The following is a 25,118-nucleotide window of genomic DNA, read 5'->3' as shown; positions in this document are numbered from 1 at the left end:
TCGTATCGCAAATTAATTAGTCATAATTTGTGATTAAAGTCACTAATATCGTATAATTTTTAGCTGAAATGCTGGCTAAGTCAGAAAGCTTATTTTATGATTAAAAATATCTTTTGGCGGGACATTTCGATCATCAGCTAAAAATGAAAAGAAATTCGTGTTATAGATGAGCCACTGATAATCACACGATGAAATAACACGTTACTGAGTTATCAGATTTGTCTTTTTTCTATGAGGTTACTATGAGGTTAATCCCCCTATCCACGGCAAAACAAGTTGGTAAGTGGTCTGCAAATTACATCGTTGAGAAAATCAACGCGTTTAATCCAACTGCAGAGCGCCCTTTCGTACTTGGTTTACCGACTGGTGGCACGCCATTGGCGACATATAAAGAATTAATTGAGTTACATCATGCAGGAAAAGTCAGCTTCCAACACGTTGTGACGTTCAATATGGATGAATATGTTGGTATTCCATCAGATCATTCACAAAGTTATCGCACATTCATGTACGAAAACTTCTTTAATCATATTGATATTAAAGATGAAAATATCAATTTATTAAATGGTAATGCTGAAGATCCACAAGCAGAATGCGAACGCTATGAAGCTAAAATCAAGTCTTATGGCAAAATCAATCTGTTTATGGGCGGTGTAGGTAACGACGGTCACATTGCATTTAATGAACCTGCGTCTTCACTCTCTTCACGCACTCGAATGAAAACGCTAACTGAAGATACACGCTTAGCAAATTCACGTTTCTTCGACAATAATGTTAATCATGTTCCTAAATATGCACTGACAGTCGGTGTAGGCACATTATTAGATGCTGAAGAATTAATGATTTTGGCGACCGGCTTTAATAAAGCGCAAGCAGTACATGCAGCAACAGAAGGCGCTGTTAACCATTTATGGACGATTTCCTGTGTTCAACTTCACCCTAAAGCAATTTTAGTGTGTGATGATCCTGCAACAATGGAATTACGTGTAAAAACATTGCGTTATTTCCAACAGATTGAAGCGCAAGAGTGTCAGAAATACCAAGACTAAGTTTAGTAAAATAAGTACCTACTGATTAAGTAGCGGAAAAGGCTAAGCTCTCTTACTTATCAGCCAGAATTTGCTGGCTGATATCGGCTTTTTAGATTGACTTCCCTTATCAGGAGACAAAGGTATGTTTGCCTTAACAAATGCTGTTATTTATACAGGTTACGACCGTTTAGAAAACCACGCCATTATTATTAACGGCTCCCGTATTGAGCAGGTTTGCCCACAGGATCAACTGCCAAAAGATATCACTGTTCGTGATATGAAAGGTGCAATTGTCTCTCCTGGTTTTATTGATTTACAGGTTAATGGTTGTGGCGGTGTGCAATTTAATGACACTCCTGAAAATGTCACCGTTGAAACGTTAGAAATTATGCAAAAAGCGAATGAACGCTTAGGTTGCACTAGCTATTTGCCAACGCTAATTACCTGTTCTGATGAATTGATGAAAATAGGCATTGAAGCAACTCGTGCTTATATGAAGAAACATGAAAATAAAGTATTGGGATTACATTTAGAAGGCCCATATATCAATGTGATTAAAAAAGGGACTCACGATCCACAATTTATTCGTCAACCAAGTGCTCAGATGATTAGCTATTTGTGCGATAATGCGGATGTCATCGCCAAAATCACCCTCGCGCCAGAAATGGTTGATGAAAAGTATGTTCGTCAATTAATCAAAGCAGGTATCATTGTTTCTGCGGGTCATTCTAATTCGACTTATGAAGAAGCACGTAAAGGATTCCGTAATGGTATCTCATTATCGACTCACCTTTACAACGCAATGCCTTATATTACAGGCAGAGGCCCAGGGCTTGTAGGTGCCATTTATGATACACCTGAAGTTTATGCTGGTATCATTGCTGATGGTTTACATGTTTCATGGGCAAATATTCGTAACAGTAAGCGTTTGAAAGGTGAAAAATTACTTTTAGTCACAGACGCAACTGCGCCAGCGGGGCTTGATCCTAGCAAAAATGAGATGGATAGCTTCGTTTTTGCCGGTAAAACCATATATTATCGTAATGGTCTTTGTGTCGATGCAGATGGCACATTAAGTGGATCATCACTAACCATGATTGGTGCAATTAAAAATAGCGTGATCCATGTAGGTATTCCATTAGATGAAACATTGCGGATGGCAACACTTTATCCTGCTCGTGCAATTGGAATGGAAAAAGAATTGGGAACAATTGAAGCTGGAAAAATTGCTAACCTCGCTTCTTTTGATAAGGACTTCAACCTTTGTACAACGTTTGTCAATGGTATCGAAATAACTGAATAACTAATGGATGTATATGCTGATGAGTCATAACAACACTGAAACGCAAATTGGCAATATCGATCTTGTTAAACAACTTAACAGTGCGATTGTGTATCGACTGATTGATCAACACGGGCCAATTTCCCGTATCCAAATAGCCGAACAAAGCCAGCTAGCGCCAGCCAGTGTGACTAAAATTACTCGTCAGTTGCTTGAACGAGGCTTAATTAAAGAAGTTGATCAACAAGCATCAACAGGTGGACGTCGCGCAATTTCTATTATTGTTGAACACCGCAATTTTAATACAGTTAGTGTGCGATTGGGGCGTAATGATGCCACTGTTGCTCTTTATGATCTAAGTGGAAAAGTCATCATTGAGCAACACTACCCTTTAGAACAAAGTACTCAAAATGAAGTTGAAGCTCTGCTTATCAATGCAATTGATGATTTTATTAAACAAAATCAGCGTCGTATTCGTGAGCTTATTTCAATTTCGGTGATCCTACCCGGTCTTGTTGATCCAAATAAAGGCATTGTTCGTTATATGCCTCATATGAAAGTGGATAATTGGGCTTTGGTAAATAGCTTAGAAAAACGCTTTAGTCTGCCTTGTTATGCAGGACATGATATTCGAAGCCTAGCTTTAGCTGAAAACTATTTTGGTGCTACAAGAGATTGTGAAGACTCATTACTCGTCCGTATCCATCGGGGTGCAGGTGCTGGTGTTATTATTAATAATAAAATTCTGCTCAACCAACGTGGTAACTTAGGAGAGATTGGTCATATTCAAATCGACCCTCTAGGTGAACGTTGCCATTGTGGTAACTTTGGTTGTTTAGAAACGATTGCATCCAATACAGCAATCGAGGCGAAAGTACGCTATCAATTAGAGCAAGGCTATCCAAGCCAGTATTTATCGCCAACACAGTGCCAAATCCAAGATATTTGTCGAGCCGCTGTTAAAAATGACCCGCTAGCAGTCGAAACCATCAAACAAGTGGGTTTACACTTAGGTAAAGCTATTGCGATTGCCATTAACCTATTTAACCCACAAAAAGTGGTTTTAGCGGGTGAATTGACTGAAGCAGCTGAAGTTTTACTTCCCTCAATTCAAAGTTGCATTAATACACAAGTATTAAAAGAATTCAGAGAAGAGCTTCCTGTCGTCACATCAGAGCTTGATCATCGTTCTGCCATAGGGGCTTTTGCCTTGACTAAACGCGCAATGCTTAACGGAGAATTGCTTCAACAGCTATTAGAAAAGTAATTTATTGTTGATAAATTACACTTTTTGCGTTGAATGTATACTTTTCTGAATTTCATTGTGAAATAAGTCTAAAATTCAATCAGTAATATTCAAAGAAAAAGAAATGTAGCGTGAGTTTCTCACCTCATTTCTTTTTTTATACTCATTATTCTCCATCCTTTCCCGCTTTGACTTAATATCATTTCTCTTACTGCTTTGTTTTTTCTTTTTATTCACACACTATTGCGCCTTATTCTTTGAGATATTTTTCATCAATAAGGTTGTTTTTTGGATCTTTTTTCGACAAAATGATTAACCATCGAGCAAACGGACACGTTTCTCGAAAATTAATGCAAAAAGCAGTTGACGGATTTGTCTGTAATACGCATAATGCGCCCCGCAACGCCGACGAAGGTTATGCAAAAAAAGATGGCTATGTAGCTCAGCTGGTTAGAGCACAACACTCATAATGTTGGGGTCACAGGTTCGAATCCCGTCATAGCCACCATCTTTTTGCGGGAGTGGCGAAATTGGTAGACGCACCAGATTTAGGTTCTGGCGCCGCAAGGTGTGCGAGTTCAAGTCTCGCCTCCCGCACCATTTTAACCTCGTCAAGAATTTATCAGTTGGGATATCGCCAAGCGGTAAGGCACCAGGTTTTGATCCTGGCATTCCCAGGTTCGAATCCTGGTATCCCAGCCATATTTCTGATAAATAAGTGTGTTGACAATTGAATTAGCGGATGGGGTATCGCCAAGCGGTAAGGCACCAGGTTTTGATCCTGGCATTCCCAGGTTCGAATCCTGGTACCCCAGCCATCTTTCAAAAGAAAGACAGCTAGATTCAATACGGCTATGTAGCTCAGCTGGTTAGAGCACAACACTCATAATGTTGGGGTCACAGGTTCGAATCCCGTCATAGCCACCATTTTTTGGGATATCGCCAAGCGGTAAGGCACCAGGTTTTGATCCTGGCATTCCCAGGTTCGAATCCTGGTATCCCAGCCATATTTTGAAAGAGAGACTCGCTGAGCGAGTCTTTTTTTCTCCAAGTTGTTGCGGGAGTGGCGAAATTGGTAGACGCACCAGATTTAGGTTCTGGCGCCGCAAGGTGTGCGAGTTCAAGTCTCGCCTCCCGCACCATTGATTACTAACGTGTTAAGCACGAAATCAACAGATAAGACTCGCATTGCGGGTCTTTTTTGTTTTTGTCTCTTACGTTTTTCTTGTCTCGATCTTTTCTCTCAACTTCATCACCCCTTTATCTTCTTACACCTCTGCTCTCAAAAGCCAACATTCTCCACACCATCATTTTTATTTATTCTCATCATTTCACACTTTCTTGATCTCTCTGTACATATATCTCCCTAGATACTATACTCCCCCATAGTATATTTAAGGATTATGTATGCCACACTCACCAGCAGAAAAAAAAGCCGCGTTAACTCGCGTAAGAAAAATTAAAGGGCAACTTCTTGCATTAGAAACTGCCCTTGAAAATGAAAATGAATGCGGTCAGGTATTACAACAAATTGCCGCCATCAGAGGTGCTATCAACGGTCTGATGGCAGGTGTGCTCGAAAGTCATTTACGTGAAGGTCTTATGGATGCTGTCGCTTCTCCTGAAGATCAAAAAAATTCCGTTGATGATGCCATTTCACTTATCCGCACTTACCTGCGTTAATAACAAAAAAAGGATACACCATGAAATCTCGTGCAGCGGTCGCATTTGGACCAGGAGAACCTTTAAAAATCGTTGAAGTTGATGTGATGCCACCAAAAGCAGGTGAAGTACTCATAAAAATCAGCCATACAGGTGTTTGCCATACAGACGCTTTTACACTCTCAGGTGATGATCCTGAAGGTGTATTCCCTGCTATTCTTGGTCATGAAGGCGCTGGTGTGGTTGTCGAGGTCGGTGAAGGTGTCACCAGTGTTAAACCGGGCGATCACGTTATTCCTCTATACACTGCCGAGTGTGGCGAATGTCTATTTTGCAAATCAGGCAAAACAAACTTATGTGTTGCAGTCAGAGCAACGCAAGGTAAGGGTTTAATGCCAGATGGGACAACACGTTTTTCTTACAACGGACAACCTATTTATCACTATATGGGATGCTCTACTTTTAGCGAATACACTGTGGTGGCTGAAGTTTCTCTGGCAAAAATCAATCCAGAAGCCAATCACGAAGAAGTTTGCTTATTAGGTTGTGGCGTAACAACCGGTATTGGTGCAGTTCACAATACGGCAAAAGTACAAGAAGGTGACTCTGTTGCTGTATTTGGTTTAGGCGGTATTGGTCTTGCCGTTCTTCAAGGTGCAAGACAAGCCAAAGCAGGTCGTATTTTTGCTATCGATACAAATCCTGAAAAATTTGCATTAGCGCGCCAGTTTGGTGCAACTGACTGCCTAAACCCTAATGACTACGACAAGCCTATCCAGCAAGTCCTTGTTGAAATGACACAATGGGGTATTGACCATACTTTTGAATGTATCGGAAACGTCAATGTCATGAGAGCTGCATTAGAAAGTGCGCATCGTGGTTGGGGTCAATCCATTATTATTGGTGTAGCTGGTGCTGGGCAAGAGATCTCAACTCGTCCATTCCAATTAGTTACAGGGCGCTCATGGAAAGGTACTGCTTTTGGCGGTGTTAAAGGCCGTAGCCAATTACCCGGTATGGTTGAGGATGCAATGAAAGGTAATATCGAACTTAAGCCTTTCGTTACCCATAAACTACCGTTAGACAAAATTAATGAAGCTTTTGATTTAATGCACGAAGGTAAATCAATCCGAACTGTTATTCATTTCGATTAATCATTCTCAAGCTTATGTCTCATAGGTTTGTCTTTGTTTTTAAAGGAGTCAAAATGGAAAGGATTGAACGTCACGCCTGTTTTGGTGGTTGGCAAGAAGTTTATCAACATACATCAAAGGTGTTAAATTGTGAGATGAAATTTGCTATCTATCTTCCTCCTATGGAAGAAGAGCAAAAATACCCTGTTTTATATTGGTTATCAGGCTTAACCTGCAACGAGCAAAATTTTATTACTAAATCAGGTGCTCAACAATTTGCAGCACAACACGGTATTGTTTTAGTGGTACCTGATACTAGCCCTCGCGGTGAAAATGTCGCTGATGATAGTGCTTATGATTTAGGGCAAGGTGCTGGTTTTTACCTTAATGCGACACAATCGCCATGGAATACTCATTACAATATGTATGACTACATTGTTGATGAACTTCCTGCACTAATAGAAACACATTTTCCTGTAACTCATCAACGTGCTATTAGTGGGCATTCAATGGGGGGTCATGGTGCATTAACGATTGCATTGCGAAATTCGGCACGTTACAGCAGTGTGTCAGCGTTTTCTCCAATTGTGGCACCATCAGTTGTTCCTTGGGGTAAAAAAGCGTTTAGCGCTTATTTAGGCGATGATACGACACAGTGGCAACAATATGATGCGGTTGAATTAATTAACCAAGCAGAAAGTGTGTTACCTATGCGTATTGATGTCGGACTCGATGATCCTTTCTATCAAGAGCAACTGAAGCCTGAATTATTTGCTCAAGCTTGTGATGCAAAACAGTTCCCTTATCAATTGAATTTACATCAAGGGTACGATCACAGTTACTATTTTGTGGCGAGTTTTATTGGTGAGCATATTGCTTTTCATGCCAAGCATTTAAAAGCGTAACAATTATGCGATGATCTTATTGTTGATATCTAACTCAGATCATCGCATTTCTAATTATTTAATACCTAACGCATAACGCAATGCCGCTTCTTTCGCTTTTCCTGCATGTTGTGCTGCTAAAAGGCCAATATTTCTAACGACTTTTAAACCCGGTAATTGGTGACTAAAGGCGTGATAAAATACGTCCATACCCGCTTGCATAACTAGATTATCAGGCATACGACGGCGCTGGTATTTTTTCAATAACGCCATTGAATCCCAAGGCTCGAAATGTTTTTTAGCCTCAGCCACTAAGTCTAAGAAACAATCTACATCACGATAACCTAAGTTAACGCCCTGTCCTGCTAATGGATTAATGGTGTGAGCCGCATCTCCCAACAAAACAATCCCTTTATCAACATAACGACTTGCATGCTGACGAGTTAATGGGAATGAACCTGCTGCAATAGGTGTCGCTTTGCCTAATCGCTCTGGGAAAGCGTGTTGAATTTCTTTTTCTAACTGCGCCATCGACATGTTTTGCAGTTTTCTAATTCTGTCAGGCGAGTCATACCAAACCAAACAAGCCCAATTATCAAAAAGCGGCAAATAAGCACGAGGTCCTGAAGGGTAAAAGCGTTGCCATGTACCCTTTTCAGGGGGTAATTCTGTTTTCACCGTGATCAGCATACAAGATTGGCGATATTGCCAGCCATTGCTACCAATACCCGCAAATTGGCGCACTTGAGAATTTGCACCATCCGCACCTACCACTAAATTTGTAGTGACTTCACTGCCATCAGAAAGCGTTACTTTCCATTTATCATCTAAATAAGTCATTTTACTTAGACTATTTGGACATAATAAGGTGATATTGCTATAACGTTCAGCCTCTTTCCAAAGCGCTAATTGCAAAATTCGGTTTTCAACCATATACCCTAATTCAGGTAAACCTAGGCTTTTAGCATCAAAAATTACATGGGCATTTTCTTCTTCCCATGTTTCTAAGGTAAGATAAGGCGCAGAACGCATAGCTAAAACATGTTGCCATGCACCTAATTGTTTTAATAGACTAACGGACGCGCAACTAATCGCAGAAATACGGATATCAGGATGAGATGACGCATCAAAAGGTGCAGGAGACTGTCGTTCAATCATTGCAACACGCAATCCTTCTTGCGCCAGCCCAATTGCAACAGCAGCGCCAATCATCCCGCCACCAGCGATGATTGCATCAAAATCGTTTTTTACATTACTCATCATTGTTATGCCATAACTCATTACTTTAAATAATAGGTAAGCGCTGTTTCAGTTTATTTCTATTAAACTAAACGCCATAGAGAATTAGCGCCGACTTGCTCTAGTCACTGACCACACAAATGACTACAATAACCGCCTTATTGGCTTATTACACGCAACGTTTTCCAATGATTAGCTATTGTCTCACTGAAAATACCGGATTTACACAATGTCGACGATAAAAAAACTGTACATTAAAACTTGGGGCTGTCAGATGAATGAGTACGATTCATCCAAAATGGCAGACCTACTCGAAAGCACCCACGGTTATCAGTTAACCGATGTCGCCGAAGATGCGGACATTCTACTGCTAAATACCTGTTCTATCCGTGAGAAAGCACAAGAAAAAGTCTTTCATCAGTTAGGACGTTGGAAATATTTTAAAGATAATAAACCCGATATTATCATTGGCGTCGGCGGTTGTGTTGCTTCTCAAGAAGGTGAATACATCCGTCAACGTGCGCAGTGTGTCGATATTATCTTCGGACCACAGACTTTACACCGTTTGCCTGAAATGATTAATCAGGTTAAAGGGACTAAAAGCCCAGTTGTCGATATCAGCTTCCCTGAAATCGAAAAATTTGACCGTTTACCAGAGCCTCGTGCTGAAGGCCCTTCGGCTTTCGTTTCCATCATGGAAGGCTGTAATAAATACTGCTCTTTCTGCGTAGTGCCTTACACACGCGGTGAAGAAGTTAGCCGTCCTTGTGATGATGTGCTATTTGAAATTGCTCAATTAGCGGCACAAGGTGTGCGCGAAGTAAACTTGTTAGGTCAAAACGTTAACGCCTATCGTGGTGCCACTTTTGATGGTCAAATCTGTAGTTTTGCTGAATTAATTCGCTTAGTCGCTGCAATTGATGGCATTGACCGCGTTCGCTTTACGACCAGCCACCCTATCGAATTTACTGACGATATTGTTGCCGTTTATGAAGATACACCAGAATTAGTCAGCTATTTACACTTGCCAGTGCAAAGTGGTTCTGACCGTATTCTAACATTAATGAAGCGTAACCATACTGCACTTGAATATAAGAGCATCATTCGCAAACTACGCAAAGCACGTCCTGGTATTCTGATAAGTTCAGACTTTATCATTGGTTTCCCGGGGGAAACTCAAGACGACTTTGAAAAAACCATGCAATTAATTGCAGATGTTAATTTCGATATGAGCTTTAGTTTCATCTATTCAGCACGTCCGGGCACACCAGCTGCTGATTTACCGGATGATGTCAGTGAAGATGAGAAGAAACAGCGTTTATATCTGCTACAACAGCGCATCAATCAGCAAGCGATGAACTTTAGCCGTGCAATGTTAAACACTGTACAGCGTATTCTAGTAGAAGGTCCTTCACGTAAAAATGTGATGGAGCTTTCTGGCCGTACTGAGAATAACCGTGTGGTTAACTTTGAAGGTACACCGGATATGATTGGTAAATTCGTTGATGTTGAGATTGTTGACGTTTATGCCAACTCACTACGTGGTAAAGTCATTAGAACGGAAGATCAAATGGATTTACGTATTCACGAATCTCCAGAATCCGTCATTGCACGTACACGTAAAGAAGATGAATTAGGGGTAGGTGTTTACCAACCTTAATTGATCAGATTTAATAAAAGGATAATCAGTGACAGTAATAGCACATGCACAGGTAGCGACCCAAGAAATCTTCTTAGAGCCAGCTGACAATGCCCGTTTAATGAGCCTATGTGGTCCATTTGACGATAATATTAAGCAACTTGAGCGCCGTTTAGGTATCGAGATTAATCATCGTGATAACCGTTTTAAACTCACGGGAAAATCATTGTGTGTCAATGCAGCCGCAGGTATTTTACGTCGCCTGTATGTGGAAACCTCGCCAATTAAAGGCGTGATCCCCGATATCGACCCTGAACAAATTCACCTAGCAATCAAAGAAAGCCGTGTGCTTGAGCAAAGTGATGAGCATGTTCCTGAATTTGGGAAATCGACCAATATTCGAACTAAGCGAGGTGTGATAAAACCTCGTACACCAAATCAGGCACAATATATTGCCAATATCCAGACCCATGATATTACTTTTGGTATTGGTCCTGCCGGTACAGGGAAAACTTATCTGGCTGTTGCTGCCGCTGTTGATGCTCTAGAACGTCAAGAAGTACGTCGTATTTTATTAACGCGTCCTGCGGTTGAAGCCGGTGAAAAACTGGGCTTTTTACCGGGCGATTTAAGTCAAAAAGTCGATCCCTATTTACGACCACTTTATGATGCGTTATTTGAGATGTTAGGTTTTGAAAAAGTTGAGAAACTAATAGAGCGTAATGTCATTGAAGTCGCGCCTCTCGCCTATATGCGTGGGCGCACATTAAATGACGCCTTTATCATTCTTGATGAAAGCCAAAACACCACCATCGAACAGATGAAAATGTTCTTAACGCGTATTGGCTTTAACTCTAAAGCGGTTGTTACTGGGGATATTACCCAGATTGACCTGCCAAGAGGCAATAAATCAGGCTTACGTCATGCCATTGAAGTTTTATCTGATGTCAATGACTTAAGTTTTAACTTTTTCCACAGTGAAGACGTTGTTCGCCATCCTGTGGTTGCCAAAATTGTTATCGCCTATGAAGCTTGGGAAACGGAAGATCAAAAACGCCGCCAAGCTATCAAAGCAGAAAAAGAGAAGCTTCAGAGAGAAAATCATGAGTGAAGTTATCCTTGATTTACAAGTAGCAAGTGAAGATACGCAAGGGCTTCCTACTGAAGCCCAATTTATGACATGGTTAGAAGCGGTATTACCGCAGTTTCAACCTGTAAGTGAAGTGACTATTCGCGTTGTTGATGAAGCAGAAAGTCACGAACTGAATCTCACTTATCGTGGAAAAGACAGACCGACTAACGTGCTTTCTTTTCCCTTTGAGGCGCCGCCTGAAATTGAATTGCCTCTATTAGGTGATTTGATTATTTGCCGTCAAGTAGTAGAAAAAGAGGCGGTTGAACAGAGTAAGACTGTTGAAGAGCATTGGGCACACATGGTTATTCATGGATGTCTGCATCTTTTGGGCTATGATCATATTGAAGATGATGAAGCCGAAGAAATGGAAGGTTTAGAGACAGAAATCTTACAAAATTTAGGTTATGCAGATCCCTATTTGATTGAAAAAGAGTAACAGTTCTCTTATTTTTATGATAAATACTATATCTAATTAACCATTCAATGAGGAAAAATAGTTAAAACGCCATGAGCGACGACCAATCTTCGAGTAACGATAACCCTGGTCCTAAGAAAGGGTTTCTCACACTGCTTAATCAGTGGTTCCACGGTGAACCTAAAAACCGTGATGATCTGATGGAGCTTATCCGCGATTCTGAACAGAAAGAATTAATTGATCCTGACACCCGCGACATGCTTGAAGGGGTAATGGATATTGCTGAACAACGCGTTCGGGACATTATGATCCCTCGCTCTCAAATCGTCACACTAAAACGCAATCAAACTCTTGATGAATGTTTAGATGTGATTATTGACTCAGCACATTCCCGTTTCCCAGTCATTAGCGAAGACAAAGATCATATTGAAGGCTTATTAATGGCGAAAGATCTACTGCCATTTATGCGTACTGACGCAGAGCCATTTAGTATGGATAAAGTCTTACGCTCTGCTGTCGTTGTGCCTGAAAGCAAACGGGTTGATCGCCTATTAAAAGAGTTCCGCTCTCAACGCTATCATATGGCGATAGTGATCGATGAATTCGGAGGCGTATCTGGGCTCGTCACAATTGAGGATATTCTTGAGCTTATCGTAGGCGAAATTGAAGATGAGTATGATGATGAGGATGACATTGATATTCGTCCGTTAAGTCGTCACGCTTACTCAGTTCGAGCTTTAACCCAGATAGAAGATTTCAATGAAGCGTTCGGTACACATTTCAGCGATGAAGAAGTTGATACAATTGGCGGTTTAGTTATGCAAGCCTTTGGTCACCTTCCTGCTCGTGGTGAAACTATTACCATTGATAATTACCAATTTAAAGTTGTTATGGCAGATAGCCGTAAGATCATTCAGGTTTATGTGCATATCCCCGATGATGCGCCAATTCCTGAACTAGGTAATGATGCATAGGATATCAATGAATAAGATCTCTTTCTTAAACCGCCAGTGGGTTCGCGCCCTTCTGGCGGTTTTTTTCGGTGCCATTGGCACATTAGCATTTTCCCCATTTGATTTTTGGCCTGCGGCGTTAATTTCACTACTCGGCTTATTACTGATAATCACTCACCGCACAACTCGCCAAGGTGCATTCCTTGGTTTTGCTTGGGGATTTGGGTTATTTGGTAGCGGTGTAAATTGGGTTTACGTCAGTATCGCTGATTTTGGTGGTATGCCGTTTGCGATAAATATCTTTTTAGTGATTTTATTAGCACTCTATTTATCACTCTACACACTCTTATTTGCAGGATCACTGAATAAGTTTTTTCCAAAACCAACACTCTGGCGGTTTGTATTTGCAGCCCCTGCACTATGGCAAATTACCGAATTTTTAAGAGGTTGGGTATTATCAGGCTTTCCATGGTTACAGTTTGGTTATAGCCAGATTGATGGCCCATTAAAAGGTATTGCACCTATTTTTGGTGTCACCATGATAACGCTGCTTTTAACCGTTATTAGTGGATTAATTGCATTTACAATCTATCGTAAATCAATTTACAGCCTTGTGGTTGCACTGCTTTTATTAATATTACCTATTAGCTTTAAATCCTATCAGTGGTATCAACCTTTGCCTGATGAAACGCAAGAAATTGCATTAATCCAAGGTAATATCGCACAATCTTTAAAATGGGAACCGGGTACATTAGAAAGCACATTAAAAACCTATCTCACCTTGAGTCGCCCTTTTATTGGTAATGCAAATCTCATTATTTGGCCTGAATCTGCGATCCCTGATGTTGAAATTCAACAGCAAAACTTTTTAGCAGAATTAGATAAACAATTAAGAGAGCAAGATACCCATTTAATGACAGGGATTATTGATGCTCGACCGACATTAGAAGGTTATCGTTTCTATAATAGTGTTATCACATTAGGTGAACACTATGCTTATCAATATCCAGCAACAGATCGCTATAATAAGCATCACCTTGTTCCTTTTGGCGAATATGTACCATTAGAATCACTCTTACGCCCACTTGCGCCTTTCTTTAATTTGCCGATGTCATCATTAAGCCAAGGTGAATATGTACAACCTCAGCTTACTGTTAATGATGCTAAAATAACCGCGGCTATTTGCTACGAAATTATTTTAGGTGAGCAAGTTCGCGCTAATTTCAAACCTGATACACGGTTCTTATTAACGATTTCTAATGATGCGTGGTTTGGTAATTCAATTGGCCCTTGGCAACATTTCCAAATGGCAAGAATGCGTTCTCTAGAGTTAGGAAGACCATTATTACGCTCGACAAATAACGGTATCACCGCATTTATTGCTGCCAATGGTGATGTAATCTCTCAACTTCCTCAATTTGAAGAAGGCGCTTTAGCGGAAAAAATCACACCAACAACTGGGTTAACCCCTTATTACAAATGGGGCAATACACCATTGTGGATATTGGTTGGATTATTTTTTACCATCGCATTTATTAAACGCCGTAATTAAGATGAATAAAGCCCAACCCTATTAAGTTAATATTAATTAGGTTGGGCTTTTTCTAATAAGAGAGCTTTTTTATGGAAAATTATCCTGAACATATTCTTGATGTCATTTGGCAAAGAGCTAAAGAAATATCAGCAGATAATGAAACAAAGGGCTTTCGTACGGATAAAGAAAATAAATGGCTCCAACGCCAAATGTTCAATCAACAAGAACATGAATTTGGCTGGGTATTATCAAAACAACCAGAGTCAATTAGCCAACTTATTGAAGATAAAACCATTGTACCTGTGCATTGGAAAACAGCGGTTACCGATCAACAAAAACAAGAGGCCGAGTCTAAACGCGTTAATGTCACTCCACTTGAACCACCAGCTCTATCCCAATTAATTCAGTCATCTGTAAATATTCAATCTTATTGGCAATATGCACATAAAATTTCCAGCGATAACGAAGAAAAAGGTTTTCGTAAAGATCATTATGGTTATGTTATTCAGCAAAATGCGTTTGGGGATAAACAGCATCAATATGGCTGGACATTAGCTCAATTAACCTCCGCTAATAGGAATAACCAAACCGTTATTCCTATTAATATTGTGCCAATACATATTAATACTGCAAAACGCATTGCCAATGAAAAGGCATTAATTGCCCAAAATACCGAAGAAGCAAAAATTGAACGCAGACGTAAAAATATTATTTATGAAATAATCTATTTTATTGTCAGCTTACCCGGTACCCTTTTTTCTTTACTAAAATTCTGATGGCTGATTTAGATAGAAGCCCACCATAAACGTAGTTTTAATCCCCACGAAGATGACCAACCACTGGTAAAACCGACCATTTCACCTTTATAAACAATAACAAATGAAGGTGTTGCACTAATTTCCCACTGTTGAGAAATATCCCCTCGACTATCATTTATTACAGGAAAAACCAGTCCTTTAGATTGAATACCGCGCTCTAACTTCGCGTTATCACCAGAACGGATCGCAACAGATGTCACGTTATAACCATCTTGCGCTAACGAATTTACTGCGGGTGTTGTTAGTTTACAAACTCCACACCAAGTTGCCCAAAAATAGATTAACAAGGGCTTTTCAGCACTCAATTCAGCCAATGAAACAACTTTATTATCAACAGTATAAAGTTCAGGTAAATTCGTTAAGGAGGGTGGCGTAGGTTGTCGCCACCAATCCATTGCAAAAGAAGCTATAACGAAAATGACAACCAGAACAATCAGTTCTTTACTCCACTTTCGTAAGCGACTACGCATTATTTTTTCACTTTAGCCAGTTGCTCTTTTACAATCACTTCTAACTGAGCGTAATCAACGGCACCCGGGATAACCATATCGCCAACAACAGTTGCAGGTGTACCTTGAATACCTAATTTACGAGAAAGATCTAAGTTATTTTGTAACGCTTTTAAGCTTTCATCCGTTAATTTCACTTTGCTTGTATTGGTTGTTTTCATTGCATCATCAATACTTGCATTATCTAGCATTGTTTTCTTCTGCATTAAACGTTGGTGTAATGCTAAGAATGCTTTTGGATCTTCTTTCCAAACTGAAAGTACAGCTTGAGAAGCTTTTGCAGAACTTTCACCTTTAAATGGCAAAGGCTTAATCACCACGGCAACTTCAGGATAATCTTTTGTGATTTGTTCTAATAATGGATCGAAGCGTTTGCAGTAAGGGCAGTTATAATCAGTAAAAGAAACCAACACTAACTTAGCGTCTTTTGCACCAATTCGAGGACTTGCTGCATCGTTATATAATGCGTCGTGCTCTGCATTTAATGCAGTACGGAATTGAGCTTGTTGCTCATCTGCTTTTTGTGCTTGTAATGCAGTGATAGCTTCTTCCAGAATTTCTGGATTTTTGATCAACGTATCACGAACCAGCGCGCGAACTTCTTTTTCCTGATCAGCACTTAATGCCGCAGCTTGCACATTTGCACCAAAAAGTAACGAAGAGATAACCAGTGCAGAAAGTGTTTTTTTCATTATTGGGCTCCTTTAGCCTCTGAAAGAACTGTCAATGTTGAATCTTTATTTAAAATAGGAGGTAAAACCACGCCATCTTTATGGCAAGGTCCATAAACTTGGTTAAAAGGTACTGCAACTTGACCACGTTGTTTTAAAAACTGAGTGATTTTATCAGAGGGTTTAGTCCAATCCCCTCTTAATGCGACAACATCTGGCGCTGAAAGTGCAGCCTGGATCTCTTCTCGCAATAATACATTGTATTTGTTTGCTTTGCAGGTTACACACCAATCTGCTGTTACATCAACAAATACGCGTTTATTGTCTGCTAATGCTTGGTGTATCGCTTCTTCTGATAAAGGTTGCCAATTTATCGAATCTTGACCTGCGAGTGTTTGGCTTGCTGGTTGTTCCACAAATAAGTAAGTACCCGTACCTAAAAAGAGAGCAATAACGGCTGAAATAAATACCGTTTTTTTGCCATAATGCCGCGCTATCGCAAACAATAACAGCAGAGTAATGGCAATAAAAATAGCCATAACGATTGGCAATCCTAGATGCGGAATAAGTAATGTAATTAGCCAAATACTGGACAATAACATCATAAAACCTAAAACCACTCTTAGGCGATTCATCCATTTGCCCGGTTTTGGTAGCGCTTTAGCGATAGATGGGAATATAGCCACTAAGATCCAAGGCAAACTCATTCCAATCCCTAGAGCGGTAAAAATAAGCCAGAGTTCATTTAGTGGCGCAATAAGTGCATAAGCAACCGCTGTTCCTAAAAATGGTGCTGAGCAAGGTGTTGCGAGTAACGTCGCAAATGCACCTTCCCAAAAGTGTCGGCTATATCCTTGTCCACCTGCTGTTGCCATTTTAGTATTTATATTGCTACTTAAACGCAGTTCAAATAATCCAAAGAGATTCGCAGTAAAAATAGCAGTAACTAACACCATAAAACCAATAAACCAAGGACTTTGGAATTGAATTCCCCAGCCTAAGGCTTCTTGGCTATAACGTAAGCCTGTCATAAACAGAGCTAGCGCCCAAAATGAAACTAAGATGCCTAGAACAGAAACAGAAAATTGCTTGCGAATAACCCCTTTATCGCGATTTTCAAGATGTAGAATTGATCCCATTTTCATCGCAAGTACAGGTAATACACAAGGCATCAAATTCAGAATTAAGCCACCTAATAGCGCAAAAGCAAGAATACTCCAAAGCCCAACACCTGAATTGGAAGTAGGAGCAATCTCCGCTCCGCCATGCCCTATCGTGTCATTAACTTGGCGAGAAAAATCTTGGTCAGTAATAACAAAAGAAAGCACCTTACCTGAGATATCGCCAGCAGCATCTCCCCAATCATCAGTCACATCAACGGTGACAAATAAGTTTTTATCTTGATGGTTTAATTTTGGAATACCATAAAGCATACCTTCAGGGGGATCGAGGTAAATATTAGGTTTAACCCAAGCACCTTGCTCTTTTTGTAAAGAGATAGTGAGTTGGCTATTGTTATAACCAGAAGAAACTGATGATACTAATCCTGTTCCAACAGGAATTTTTGCCATTGCCTGATTATATTGCCATTCAAAATCAGCAGGCACAGGTTCAGTAAGATCCAAATCTAAAGTGTAGTCAGTCAAAATACAGACATTACTACATGTCGATAAAGTTAAAACTCCCGTTAAACGATCAGACTGAACAGAGGATAGTTCAATAGGAAAAACAACTTGTTTGTCATAGCCTTGAGTGTGAATACCCGCCACATCAAAAGCTGAAGGTGATGGCCAATGCCAAGTTATTGCACTTACATCTTGCGACCAATTAATTTCAGGGGCAACACCGCCTTCTCCAGGAGAACGCCAATACGTTTTCCATCCAGACTCAAGCTGTACCTCAAGTAAAACTTTCACGTCACCTGCTGGGGACTTTTGTGCTGTCGCCCTAACTTGTGCATGAGAATTATCAGGCATGGTTAGCCAGCCTGTATCTGCTGCTTGAGAGGTAGATAAAGTAAATAGCGTTAATATCAACGCCATAACAAAAGAACGAAACATAACAACTCCCTAAAAATTCCTACAACGCTACACATAGAGCCACGCCCAAAATAGACGCGCAATCTTTTAGCTAAAAGGAAATTTCTAATCCCTCAAAATACAATAATGAAGGTGAAGTCTGATTGGAGGAGGTGGATGATGATGTTTTTTCTGATTACGCTGACGCGACACATAGATGGCAGCCATGCTTAACAATAGCAATACTGCCCATGAATGGAAAAATGGCTCTATTGTTAATGGAGGAACAGATAATAATGATTTGGCGCTCAATTCACAGGTAGACAGTGAATAAGTGTGCTCTGTTGCGCTATTCTCATCGGCAATCGGTGTTGATAGTGGGTATTGTGTTTGAGAGACAGCCGTTGCTAAGCGCTCACTAATGATGTGGGCACCTAATGAACGCTGAACAATACAACACAAGATCAGCAAAACTGTTATCACCACTAGCCAGCGACCTGACCGCCAATTACTCATAGATGTTCCTCATCAATATGACCCGCTATCTTAACGGTAATCCACAGACAAACAACTCCTTAAGACAAACTTTACAAATCCCTACTGAGTTTATTTTTCGTATTATCTCCATTTTTCATCTTTAACCTTTATTTCTATAAGGTTTCTACTACAATAATTTTAAATATTGAAAACAACTTCCAAAAAAATAATCAACTACATTTGATTTCATTCTTTTATTGGGAGATACCTCTCGTATTTCACAAATTGCACTTCCCAACAGTATGTTATTTGTTCTATCTATTAACATTATCAAAACAAATTAAAACAAAAAAGCAACACAAAGCAAAACATAAATATCACTTATCACCACGACAGGAGTTATTATGCGCATGCGTAAACTAGCATTATCATTAATGATCTTAGGGGCTGCAGGAGCTGTGCAGGCAGAAGAACTCACTGGAACCTTAAAGAAAATCAATGACAACGATATTATCATCGTTGGACACAGAGAATCCTCTGTTCCTTTCTCTTACTATGATAATCAACAAAAAGTGGTTGGCTATTCTCAAGACTATTCCAACCTCATTGTACAGGCTGTGAAAGACAAAATAGGCAAACCAAACTTACAAGTTCGCCTCATTCCTATTACTTCTCAGAATCGTATTCCATTATTACAAAATGGCACATTTGATTTTGAGTGTGGCTCAACAACCAACAATGAAGCTCGTCAGCAACAAGCTAGTTTCTCTAATACTATTTTCATCGTAGGTACACGTTTACTGGCGAAAAAAGACAGTGGAATTAAAGATTTCGCTGACCTGTCCGGTAAAAACGTTGTTGTAACATCAGGAACAACATCTGAAATGTTACTCAACAAGTTAAATGATGAGAAAAAGATGAATATGCGCATTATCAGCGCAAAAGATCATGGAGACTCATTCCGTACACTTGAATCAGGTCGTGCTGTTGCCTTTATGATGGATGATGCATTACTGGCTGGTGAACGTGCGAAAGCGAAAAAACCGGGTGAGTGGGAAATTGTAGGAACCCCACAATCTGAAGAAGCATATGGTTGTATGTTGCGTAAAGATGACGCTCAATTCAAAGCGTTAATTGATGAAACTATCGCTAAAGCACAAAAATCAGGTGAAGCAGAAAAATCGTTCAGTCGCTGGTTTAATGCACCAATCCCACCTAAAAATCTTAACTTAGAATTCACCATCTCTGATGAAATGAAAGCATTATTTGCATCACCAAATGATAAAGCATTGAACTAAAAACACATAAGCAGTTGATGCAAAATAAATAATTATAAAGTATCTGTTGGACAGACAGATCAGTGAAGTTTGGGGCAGTCGTTCCCTGCCCCTCTTTTTCACCGGAGGTGAAATCATGTCGATTGATTGGGATTGGGGGATATTCTTCCAAGAAGCCCCATTCGGAAACACCACATACTTAGGATGGCTGATTTCTGGCTTCCAAGTCACCATTGCCTTATCTCTATGCGCTTGGGTTATCGCTTTTCTTGTCGGTTCTTTATTCGGAATTTTACGCACAGTACCTAATCGGTGGCTTTCAAGCTTAGGCACTGTTTATGTTGAGTTATTCCGTAACGTACCACTTATTGTTCAATTCTTTACGTGGTATCTCGTCATTCCTGAATTATTGCCCCAATCTATTGGCGACTGGTTTAAAATGGACTTAGCGCCAAATGTGCAATTTTTTGTCTCATCAGCACTCTGCTTAGGTTTGTTTACCGCAGCGCGTATGTGTGAGCAAGTTAGAGCCGCAATAAACTCATTACCTCGTGGTCAAAAAGCCGCAGGCTTAGCATTGGGCTTAACTTTACCCCAAACCTATCGTTATGTTTTATTACCTAATGCATACCGCGTCATTATTCCACCAATGACATCCGAAATGCTCAATCTCGTAAAAAACTCAGCGATTGCTTCTACTATCGGACTTATTGATATGGCGGCACAAGCGAATAAACTGCTCGACTATTCAGCAAAAGCGTATGAATCATTCACAGCAATCACACTTGCCTATGTATTTATCAATGTCATCATTATGCTAATAATGCATTGGCTTGAAAAACGCGTTCGCTTACCCGGCACAACGGGAGGTCAATAATGTACGAATTTGACTGGAGTTCTGTTGTTCCAAGCCTACCATTTTTAGTCGATGGAATGGCAATCACGCTAAAAATTACTATTACCGCTATTGTAGTCGGTATTTTATGGGGAACGGTGCTTGCTGTTATGCGCCTATCTACCTTTAAACCTATTAGCTGGTTTGCAGCCGCTTATGTTAATACCTTCCGTTCTATCCCATTAGTCATGGTATTACTGTGGTTTTATTTAATTGTGCCTAACATATTACAAAATGTTCTAGGACTTTCACCGAAAAGTGATATCCGTTTAATTTCAGCAATGATAGCGTTCTCTTTATTTGAAGCGGCTTATTACTCTGAAATTATAAGAGCAGGCATTCAAAGTGTTAGCAAAGGGCAATTTTCAGCCTCACTCGCGTTAGGTATGACCAAGTCACAAACAATGCGTTTAGTGATCTTACCTCAAGCCTTTCGAGCCATGATCCCGCTTTTACTGACTCAAGGAATTGTATTATTCCAAGATACCTCCTTAGTTTACGTTTTAAGTCTTACTGACTTTTTCAGAACAGCGGCAAATATTGGAGAGCGAGATGGTACACAAGTTGAGATGATCCTCTTTGCTGGTTTTGTTTATTTTGTCATTAGCTTCGCCGCTTCGATGTTAGTGAACTTTCTTAAAAAAAGGACTACCTAGATGATTTCCCTAAAAGACGTATCCAAATGGTATGGTCAGTTCCAAGTACTGACTGAATGTTCCACTGAAGTTAAAAAGGGGGAAGTTGTTGTTGTCTGTGGGCCTTCTGGATCAGGTAAATCAACACTGATCAAAACAGTGAATGGCTTAGAGCCTATACAACAAGGCGAGATCCTTGTTAATGAAATCAAAGTAAATGATAAACATACTGATCTTGCTAAATTACGAGCAAAAGTGGGTATGGTATTCCAACATTTTGAACTCTTCCCTCACCTCTCTATTATTGAAAATCTTACCTTGGCACAAGTTAAAGTGCTTAATAGAGAGAAAGCTACCGCAAAAGAGAAAGGATTAAAGCTATTAGAACGAGTGGGATTAGCAAGTCATGCTAACAAATACCCTGCTCAACTTTCAGGTGGTCAACAACAACGAGTCGCCATTGCTCGCGCATTATGTATGGACCCGATTGCAATGTTGTTTGATGAACCCACATCAGCACTTGATCCTGAAATGATTAATGAAGTACTTGATGTAATGGTAGAACTGGCAAATGAGGGTATGACGATGATGGTAGTAACCCATGAAATGGGTTTTGCTAAAAAAGTTGCCGACCGTATTATTTTTATGGATGAAGGTCGAATTGTAGAAGATAGACCTAAAAATGACTTTTTTGATAATCCAAAATCAGCGCGAGCAAAAGATTTCCTCGCTAAAATTCTGCACTAATCCCCACATCCCTTCTGCTGACGTGCTTTTTTTAGCACGTCAGCCCAAAATAATAATTTCGATTAACCTCGCAATTAAATATCAAGCAATCTTCTTTTCTCGCAACATCACTATTATTTTTTCACAAAATACGCATTTATTGTCTTTTTGCTTTAACTCTTTCCAAGATATCTCGCAATTGTCTTGAAAAAGTTATGCAAACAGTGGCTTTCATTGAGATCAATAGTTGTGGCTATTAGACAAAATCAGCTATGCTATGCAAGTCTTAATTTCATAATAGCGGTTACCCTCCGGTAGCCATTAATTCACCATAGGATTATCGGTGCCATGCAAGAACAATATCGTCCCGAAGATATAGAGCAAACTATCCAGGAACACTGGGAAAAGAACAATACATTTAAAGTGACAGAAGATAATAACAAAGAAAAATATTACTGCCTGTCAATGCTACCTTATCCTTCTGGCCGACTTCACATGGGACACGTCCGTAACTACACCATTGGTGACGTGATTTCCCGTTATCAACGTATGCTAGGTAAAAACGTCTTACAACCTATTGGTTGGGATGCGTTCGGTTTACCAGCAGAAGGTGCCGCAGTAAAAAATAAAACAGCTCCAGCACCATGGACTTACGAAAACATCAATTACATGAAAAACCAGTTAAAAAAACTGGGTTTTGGTTACGATTGGGATCGTGAAGTCACTACTTGTACTCCAGAATATTATCGCTGGGAACAGTGGTTCTTTACTAAGTTATATGAAAAAGGCTTAGTTTATAAAAAGACCTCTGCTGTTAACTGGTGCCCACACGACTTAACCGTTTTAGCCAACGAACAAGTTATTGATGGCTGTTGCTGGCGTTGTGATACCCCTGTTGAACGTAAAGAAATTCCACAGTGGTTTATCAAAATTACCGAGTATGCTGAAGAGCTGTTAAACGATTTAGATACGTTAGATGAGTGGCCTGAACAAGTTAAGACCATGCAACGTAACTGGATTGGTCGCTCAGAAGGTGTCGAAATTAAATTTGATGTTGCTGACAGCGACGACACCATGACTGTTTATACAACGCGTCCAGATACATTTATGGGAGTCACTTATGTTGCAGTTGCAGCAGGTCACCCATTAGCGCAAAAAGCTGCTCAAAATAACCCTGAAGTTCAACACTTCATTGATGAATGCCGTAATATGAAAATGGCAGAAGCCGATATGGCAACAATGGAGAAAAAAGGGATTGCAACAGGTCTTTATGCTATTCATCCATTAACTAAAGAGAAAGTCGCTATTTGGGTGGCTAACTTTGTATTAATGGAATACGGCACAGGTGCTGTAATGGCAGTTCCAGGTCACGATGAACGTGACTGGGAATTTGCAACCAAATACAACTTACCAATCAAGGCTGTTATTGCAGATGCTGAAGGTAATCAACCTGACTTATCTGAAGGTGCATTAACCGAGAAAAATAGCCTGATTAACTCTGGTGAATTCTCTGGGTTAGACAACCAAGCTGGCTTTAACGCAATTGCAGATAAACTGGCGCAAATGGGTGTTGGTGAGCGTAAAGTTAACTACCGTTTACGTGACTGGGGTGTTTCTCGTCAACGTTACTGGGGTGCGCCAATTCCAATGGCAACCTTAGAAGATGGTACTGTTGTTCCTGTTCCTGAAGATCAACTACCCGTGATCCTGCCAGAAGATGTAACAATGGATGGGATCACTAGCCCAATCAAAGCAGATCCTGAGTGGGCAAAAACTACGATCAATGGCCAGCCAGCGCTGCGTGAAACGGATACTTTTGACACCTTTATGGAATCTTCTTGGTATTACGCTCGTTATACCTGCCCAGATTACGATAAAGGCATGTTAGATCCGAAAGCAGCTAACTATTGGTTACCTGTTGACTGGTATATTGGTGGTATTGAACACGCCATCATGCACTTAATGTATTTCCGCTTCTTCCATAAACTGATGCGTGATGCAGGTTTAGTGAACTCTGATGAACCGGCAAAACGCTTACTGTGCCAAGGCATGGTATTAGCTGATGCGTTCTATCACACGGGTGAAGATGGTGCTCGTCATTGGGTATCTCCTGCTGAAGCTATCGTTGAACGTGATGAGAAAAACCGCATCATAAAAGCGACTGACAGTGAAGGTCATGAACTGACTTATGCTGGCATGAGCAAAATGTCTAAATCTAAAAATAACGGTATCGACCCACAAACGATGGTTGAACGTTATGGTGCAGATACCGTTCGTTTATTTATGATGTTTGCTGCTCCACCAGAGTTAACACTGGAATGGCAGGAATCTAGCGTCGAAGGTGCAAACCGCTTCTTACGTCGTTTATGGCGTTTAGTCCACGAACATTCTCAAAAAGGAGCGACACAGTCTCTTGATCTTTCTGCACTGACAGAAGAACAAAAAGATTTACGTCGTGACTTACATAAAACGATCGCGAAAGTATCTGATGACGTAGGTCGTCGTTTAGCCTTTAACACAGCGATTGCAGCCATTATGGAGTTAATGAATAAATTAACTCGTGCAACACAAGAAACAGAACAAGATCGCGCTTTAATGCAAGAAGCATTAGAAGCCATTGTTCGTATGCTTTCTCCAATCATCCCTCATGCTTGTTTTGTTATGTGGCAAGCATTAGGTGGAAAAGAGGACGTTGATGTTGCACCATGGCCTGTTGCTGATGAAGAAGCAATGGTCGATGACACCAAACTGATCATCGTTCAAGTGAATGGTAAAGTGCGTGGTCGAGTCACTGTTCCGGCTAATTCAGAAAAAGAATATGTTCAGGAAATGGCGACAAAAGAGTACAGTGTTGCTAAATACTTGGAAGATGTGACTGTTCGTAAAGTCATCTATGTTCCAGGAAAATTACTGAACATCGTTGTTGGCTGATAAGGAGG

At 40.2% G+C, this 25,118-nt stretch carries 22 protein-coding genes and 7 tRNA genes; 24 read left to right on the top strand and 5 right to left on the bottom strand.

Annotated features, from left to right (window positions below; translation table 11 throughout):
- Window positions 1-242 precede the first annotated feature (242 nt).
- The 13 genes from nagB (at window position 243) to fghA (ending at window position 7,259) form a co-directional block, all read left to right on the top strand.
- Complete coding sequence (gene nagB, locus ABN236_RS00335; protein WP_099660177.1) at window positions 243-1,049, top strand: glucosamine-6-phosphate deaminase; 807 nt, start codon at window positions 243-245, stop codon at window positions 1,047-1,049.
- Between the two features lie 124 nt (window positions 1,050-1,173).
- A complete protein-coding gene (nagA, locus tag ABN236_RS00330; RefSeq protein WP_270756642.1) occupies window positions 1,174-2,334 on the top strand; it encodes an N-acetylglucosamine-6-phosphate deacetylase in 1,161 nt (386 codons plus the stop codon).
- A 13-nt stretch (window positions 2,335-2,347) separates the two neighbouring features.
- On the top strand, window positions 2,348-3,580 hold the full coding sequence (gene nagC / locus ABN236_RS00325; protein WP_088493435.1) for a DNA-binding transcriptional regulator NagC: 1,233 nt from the start codon (window positions 2,348-2,350) through the stop codon (window positions 3,578-3,580).
- Between the two features lie 410 nt (window positions 3,581-3,990).
- Window positions 3,991-4,067, top strand: a tRNA-Met gene (locus ABN236_RS00320).
- Window positions 4,068-4,074: 7 nt separating this feature from the next.
- A tRNA-Leu gene (locus ABN236_RS00315) sits at window positions 4,075-4,159 on the top strand.
- Between the two features lie 27 nt (window positions 4,160-4,186).
- Window positions 4,187-4,261 (top strand) — tRNA-Gln (locus tag ABN236_RS00310).
- A 41-nt stretch (window positions 4,262-4,302) separates the two neighbouring features.
- Window positions 4,303-4,377, top strand: a tRNA-Gln gene (locus ABN236_RS00305).
- Between the two features lie 32 nt (window positions 4,378-4,409).
- A tRNA-Met gene (locus ABN236_RS00300) sits at window positions 4,410-4,486 on the top strand.
- A gap of 5 nt (window positions 4,487-4,491) precedes the next feature.
- Window positions 4,492-4,566, top strand: a tRNA-Gln gene (locus ABN236_RS00295).
- A 50-nt stretch (window positions 4,567-4,616) separates the two neighbouring features.
- A tRNA-Leu gene (locus ABN236_RS00290) sits at window positions 4,617-4,701 on the top strand.
- Window positions 4,702-4,966: 265 nt separating this feature from the next.
- Window positions 4,967-5,242, top strand: a complete 276-nt coding sequence (locus ABN236_RS00285; RefSeq protein WP_036938507.1) for a metal-sensing transcriptional repressor — start codon at window positions 4,967-4,969, stop codon at window positions 5,240-5,242.
- Between the two features lie 20 nt (window positions 5,243-5,262).
- Window positions 5,263-6,375, top strand: a complete 1,113-nt coding sequence (locus ABN236_RS00280; RefSeq protein ID WP_088493436.1) for an S-(hydroxymethyl)glutathione dehydrogenase/class III alcohol dehydrogenase — start codon at window positions 5,263-5,265, stop codon at window positions 6,373-6,375.
- A gap of 53 nt (window positions 6,376-6,428) precedes the next feature.
- Window positions 6,429-7,259, top strand: coding sequence for an S-formylglutathione hydrolase (gene fghA, locus ABN236_RS00275; RefSeq protein WP_349473137.1), 831 nt, complete (start codon window positions 6,429-6,431; stop codon window positions 7,257-7,259).
- Between the two features lie 54 nt (window positions 7,260-7,313).
- Here the strand turns inward: fghA and ubiF are convergent, their stop codons facing one another.
- Entirely contained in the window at window positions 7,314-8,501 is a 1,188-nt protein-coding gene (gene ubiF / locus ABN236_RS00270; protein ID WP_270756645.1) for a 3-demethoxyubiquinol 3-hydroxylase, read from the bottom strand.
- Between the two features lie 205 nt (window positions 8,502-8,706).
- Between ubiF and miaB the strand changes: the two genes are divergently transcribed.
- From miaB to ABN236_RS00240, 6 genes are all read left to right on the top strand, one after another.
- Complete coding sequence (gene miaB / locus ABN236_RS00265; protein ID WP_088493439.1) at window positions 8,707-10,137, top strand: tRNA (N6-isopentenyl adenosine(37)-C2)-methylthiotransferase MiaB; 1,431 nt, start codon at window positions 8,707-8,709, stop codon at window positions 10,135-10,137.
- A 28-nt stretch (window positions 10,138-10,165) separates the two neighbouring features.
- Window positions 10,166-11,227, top strand: coding sequence for a PhoH family protein (locus tag ABN236_RS00260; protein ID WP_036912056.1), 1,062 nt, complete (start codon window positions 10,166-10,168; stop codon window positions 11,225-11,227).
- Window positions 11,220-11,687 (top strand): rRNA maturation RNase YbeY, encoded by a 468-nt coding sequence (gene ybeY, locus ABN236_RS00255; RefSeq protein WP_349473136.1) that lies wholly within the window; start codon window positions 11,220-11,222, stop codon window positions 11,685-11,687. Before ABN236_RS00260 ends, ybeY begins: the two co-directional genes overlap by 8 nt.
- Before the next feature lie 71 nt (window positions 11,688-11,758).
- Window positions 11,759-12,640 (top strand): CNNM family magnesium/cobalt transport protein CorC, encoded by an 882-nt coding sequence (corC, locus tag ABN236_RS00250; RefSeq protein WP_023581153.1) that lies wholly within the window; start codon window positions 11,759-11,761, stop codon window positions 12,638-12,640.
- A gap of 7 nt (window positions 12,641-12,647) precedes the next feature.
- Window positions 12,648-14,171, top strand: coding sequence for an apolipoprotein N-acyltransferase (gene lnt, locus ABN236_RS00245; protein WP_088493441.1), 1,524 nt, complete (start codon window positions 12,648-12,650; stop codon window positions 14,169-14,171).
- Window positions 14,172-14,242: 71 nt separating this feature from the next.
- Entirely contained in the window at window positions 14,243-14,929 is a 687-nt protein-coding gene (locus ABN236_RS00240; RefSeq protein ID WP_349473135.1) for a hypothetical protein, read from the top strand.
- An 8-nt stretch (window positions 14,930-14,937) separates the two neighbouring features.
- Here the strand turns inward: ABN236_RS00240 and ABN236_RS00235 are convergent, their stop codons facing one another.
- From ABN236_RS00235 to ABN236_RS00220, 4 genes are all read right to left on the bottom strand, one after another.
- Window positions 14,938-15,441 (bottom strand): protein disulfide oxidoreductase, encoded by a 504-nt coding sequence (locus ABN236_RS00235; protein WP_270756655.1) that lies wholly within the window; start codon window positions 15,439-15,441, stop codon window positions 14,938-14,940.
- Entirely contained in the window at window positions 15,441-16,172 is a 732-nt protein-coding gene (locus tag ABN236_RS00230; RefSeq protein WP_023581150.1) for a DsbA family protein, read from the bottom strand. The genes ABN236_RS00235 and ABN236_RS00230 overlap by 1 nt, the downstream gene beginning before the upstream one ends.
- Window positions 16,172-18,211, bottom strand: coding sequence for a protein-disulfide reductase DsbD family protein (locus ABN236_RS00225; protein ID WP_349473134.1), 2,040 nt, complete (start codon window positions 18,209-18,211; stop codon window positions 16,172-16,174). Before ABN236_RS00225 ends, ABN236_RS00230 begins: the two co-directional genes overlap by 1 nt.
- A gap of 84 nt (window positions 18,212-18,295) precedes the next feature.
- Window positions 18,296-18,685 carry a metal resistance protein gene (locus ABN236_RS00220; RefSeq protein ID WP_088493445.1) on the bottom strand — a complete coding sequence of 130 codons (390 nt, stop codon included), beginning with the start codon at window positions 18,683-18,685 and terminating at the stop codon, window positions 18,296-18,298.
- Window positions 18,686-19,050: 365 nt separating this feature from the next.
- Here ABN236_RS00220 and ABN236_RS00215 point away from each other — a divergent pair, with 365 nt between their 5' ends.
- The 5 genes from ABN236_RS00215 (at window position 19,051) to leuS (ending at window position 25,110) form a co-directional block, all read left to right on the top strand.
- Window positions 19,051-19,944 carry an amino acid ABC transporter substrate-binding protein gene (locus tag ABN236_RS00215; protein WP_165125263.1) on the top strand — a complete coding sequence of 298 codons (894 nt, stop codon included), beginning with the start codon at window positions 19,051-19,053 and terminating at the stop codon, window positions 19,942-19,944.
- Between the two features lie 115 nt (window positions 19,945-20,059).
- Window positions 20,060-20,800: an amino acid ABC transporter permease gene (locus ABN236_RS00210; protein WP_069370058.1), complete on the top strand. Its 741-nt coding sequence runs from the start codon at window positions 20,060-20,062 to the stop codon at window positions 20,798-20,800.
- A complete protein-coding gene (gene gltK / locus ABN236_RS00205; protein ID WP_006537724.1) occupies window positions 20,800-21,474 on the top strand; it encodes a glutamate/aspartate ABC transporter permease GltK in 675 nt (224 codons plus the stop codon). Before ABN236_RS00210 ends, gltK begins: the two co-directional genes overlap by 1 nt.
- Window positions 21,475-22,200, top strand: coding sequence for an amino acid ABC transporter ATP-binding protein (locus ABN236_RS00200; RefSeq protein ID WP_088493447.1), 726 nt, complete (start codon window positions 21,475-21,477; stop codon window positions 22,198-22,200).
- A gap of 327 nt (window positions 22,201-22,527) precedes the next feature.
- The gene (gene leuS, locus ABN236_RS00195; protein ID WP_194952036.1) at window positions 22,528-25,110 is read left to right on the top strand and encodes a leucine--tRNA ligase; all 2,583 of its coding nucleotides are present in this window, start codon (window positions 22,528-22,530) and stop codon (window positions 25,108-25,110) included.
- Window positions 25,111-25,118: the final 8 nt, after the last annotated feature.

The sequence above is a fragment of the Proteus sp. fly-1013 genome, assembly GCF_040140245.1.
Classification (GTDB): Bacteria; Pseudomonadota; Gammaproteobacteria; order Enterobacterales; family Enterobacteriaceae; genus Proteus; species Proteus mirabilis_B.
The sequence above is the reverse complement of the archived record's forward strand: the minus strand, read 5'-3'. Positions and strand labels throughout refer to the sequence as shown.

Coding starts and splice junctions, on each gene's coding strand:
- corC (WP_023581153.1), top strand. CDS start 11,759: ATGAGCGACGACCAATCTTCGAGTAACGATAACCCTGGTCCTAAGAAA.
- ABN236_RS00230 (WP_023581150.1), bottom strand. CDS start 16,172: ATGAAAAAAACACTTTCTGCACTGGTTATCTCTTCGTTACTTTTTGGT.
- ABN236_RS00240 (WP_349473135.1), top strand. CDS start 14,243: ATGGAAAATTATCCTGAACATATTCTTGATGTCATTTGGCAAAGAGCT.
- leuS (WP_194952036.1), top strand. CDS start 22,528: ATGCAAGAACAATATCGTCCCGAAGATATAGAGCAAACTATCCAGGAA.
- ABN236_RS00235 (WP_270756655.1), bottom strand. CDS start 15,441: ATGCGTAGTCGCTTACGAAAGTGGAGTAAAGAACTGATTGTTCTGGTT.
- ABN236_RS00225 (WP_349473134.1), bottom strand. CDS start 18,211: ATGTTTCGTTCTTTTGTTATGGCGTTGATATTAACGCTATTTACTTTA.
- lnt (WP_088493441.1), top strand. CDS start 12,648: ATGAATAAGATCTCTTTCTTAAACCGCCAGTGGGTTCGCGCCCTTCTG.
- ABN236_RS00280 (WP_088493436.1), top strand. CDS start 5,263: ATGAAATCTCGTGCAGCGGTCGCATTTGGACCAGGAGAACCTTTAAAA.
- ubiF (WP_270756645.1), bottom strand. CDS start 8,501: ATGATGAGTAATGTAAAAAACGATTTTGATGCAATCATCGCTGGTGGC.
- ybeY (WP_349473136.1), top strand. CDS start 11,220: ATGAGTGAAGTTATCCTTGATTTACAAGTAGCAAGTGAAGATACGCAA.
- ABN236_RS00220 (WP_088493445.1), bottom strand. CDS start 18,685: ATGAGTAATTGGCGGTCAGGTCGCTGGCTAGTGGTGATAACAGTTTTG.
- ABN236_RS00200 (WP_088493447.1), top strand. CDS start 21,475: ATGATTTCCCTAAAAGACGTATCCAAATGGTATGGTCAGTTCCAAGTA.
- nagB (WP_099660177.1), top strand. CDS start 243: ATGAGGTTAATCCCCCTATCCACGGCAAAACAAGTTGGTAAGTGGTCT.
- nagA (WP_270756642.1), top strand. CDS start 1,174: ATGTTTGCCTTAACAAATGCTGTTATTTATACAGGTTACGACCGTTTA.
- nagC (WP_088493435.1), top strand. CDS start 2,348: ATGCTGATGAGTCATAACAACACTGAAACGCAAATTGGCAATATCGAT.
- ABN236_RS00285 (WP_036938507.1), top strand. CDS start 4,967: ATGCCACACTCACCAGCAGAAAAAAAAGCCGCGTTAACTCGCGTAAGA.
- gltK (WP_006537724.1), top strand. CDS start 20,800: ATGTACGAATTTGACTGGAGTTCTGTTGTTCCAAGCCTACCATTTTTA.
- ABN236_RS00215 (WP_165125263.1), top strand. CDS start 19,051: ATGCGCATGCGTAAACTAGCATTATCATTAATGATCTTAGGGGCTGCA.
- miaB (WP_088493439.1), top strand. CDS start 8,707: ATGTCGACGATAAAAAAACTGTACATTAAAACTTGGGGCTGTCAGATG.
- ABN236_RS00210 (WP_069370058.1), top strand. CDS start 20,060: ATGTCGATTGATTGGGATTGGGGGATATTCTTCCAAGAAGCCCCATTC.
- fghA (WP_349473137.1), top strand. CDS start 6,429: ATGGAAAGGATTGAACGTCACGCCTGTTTTGGTGGTTGGCAAGAAGTT.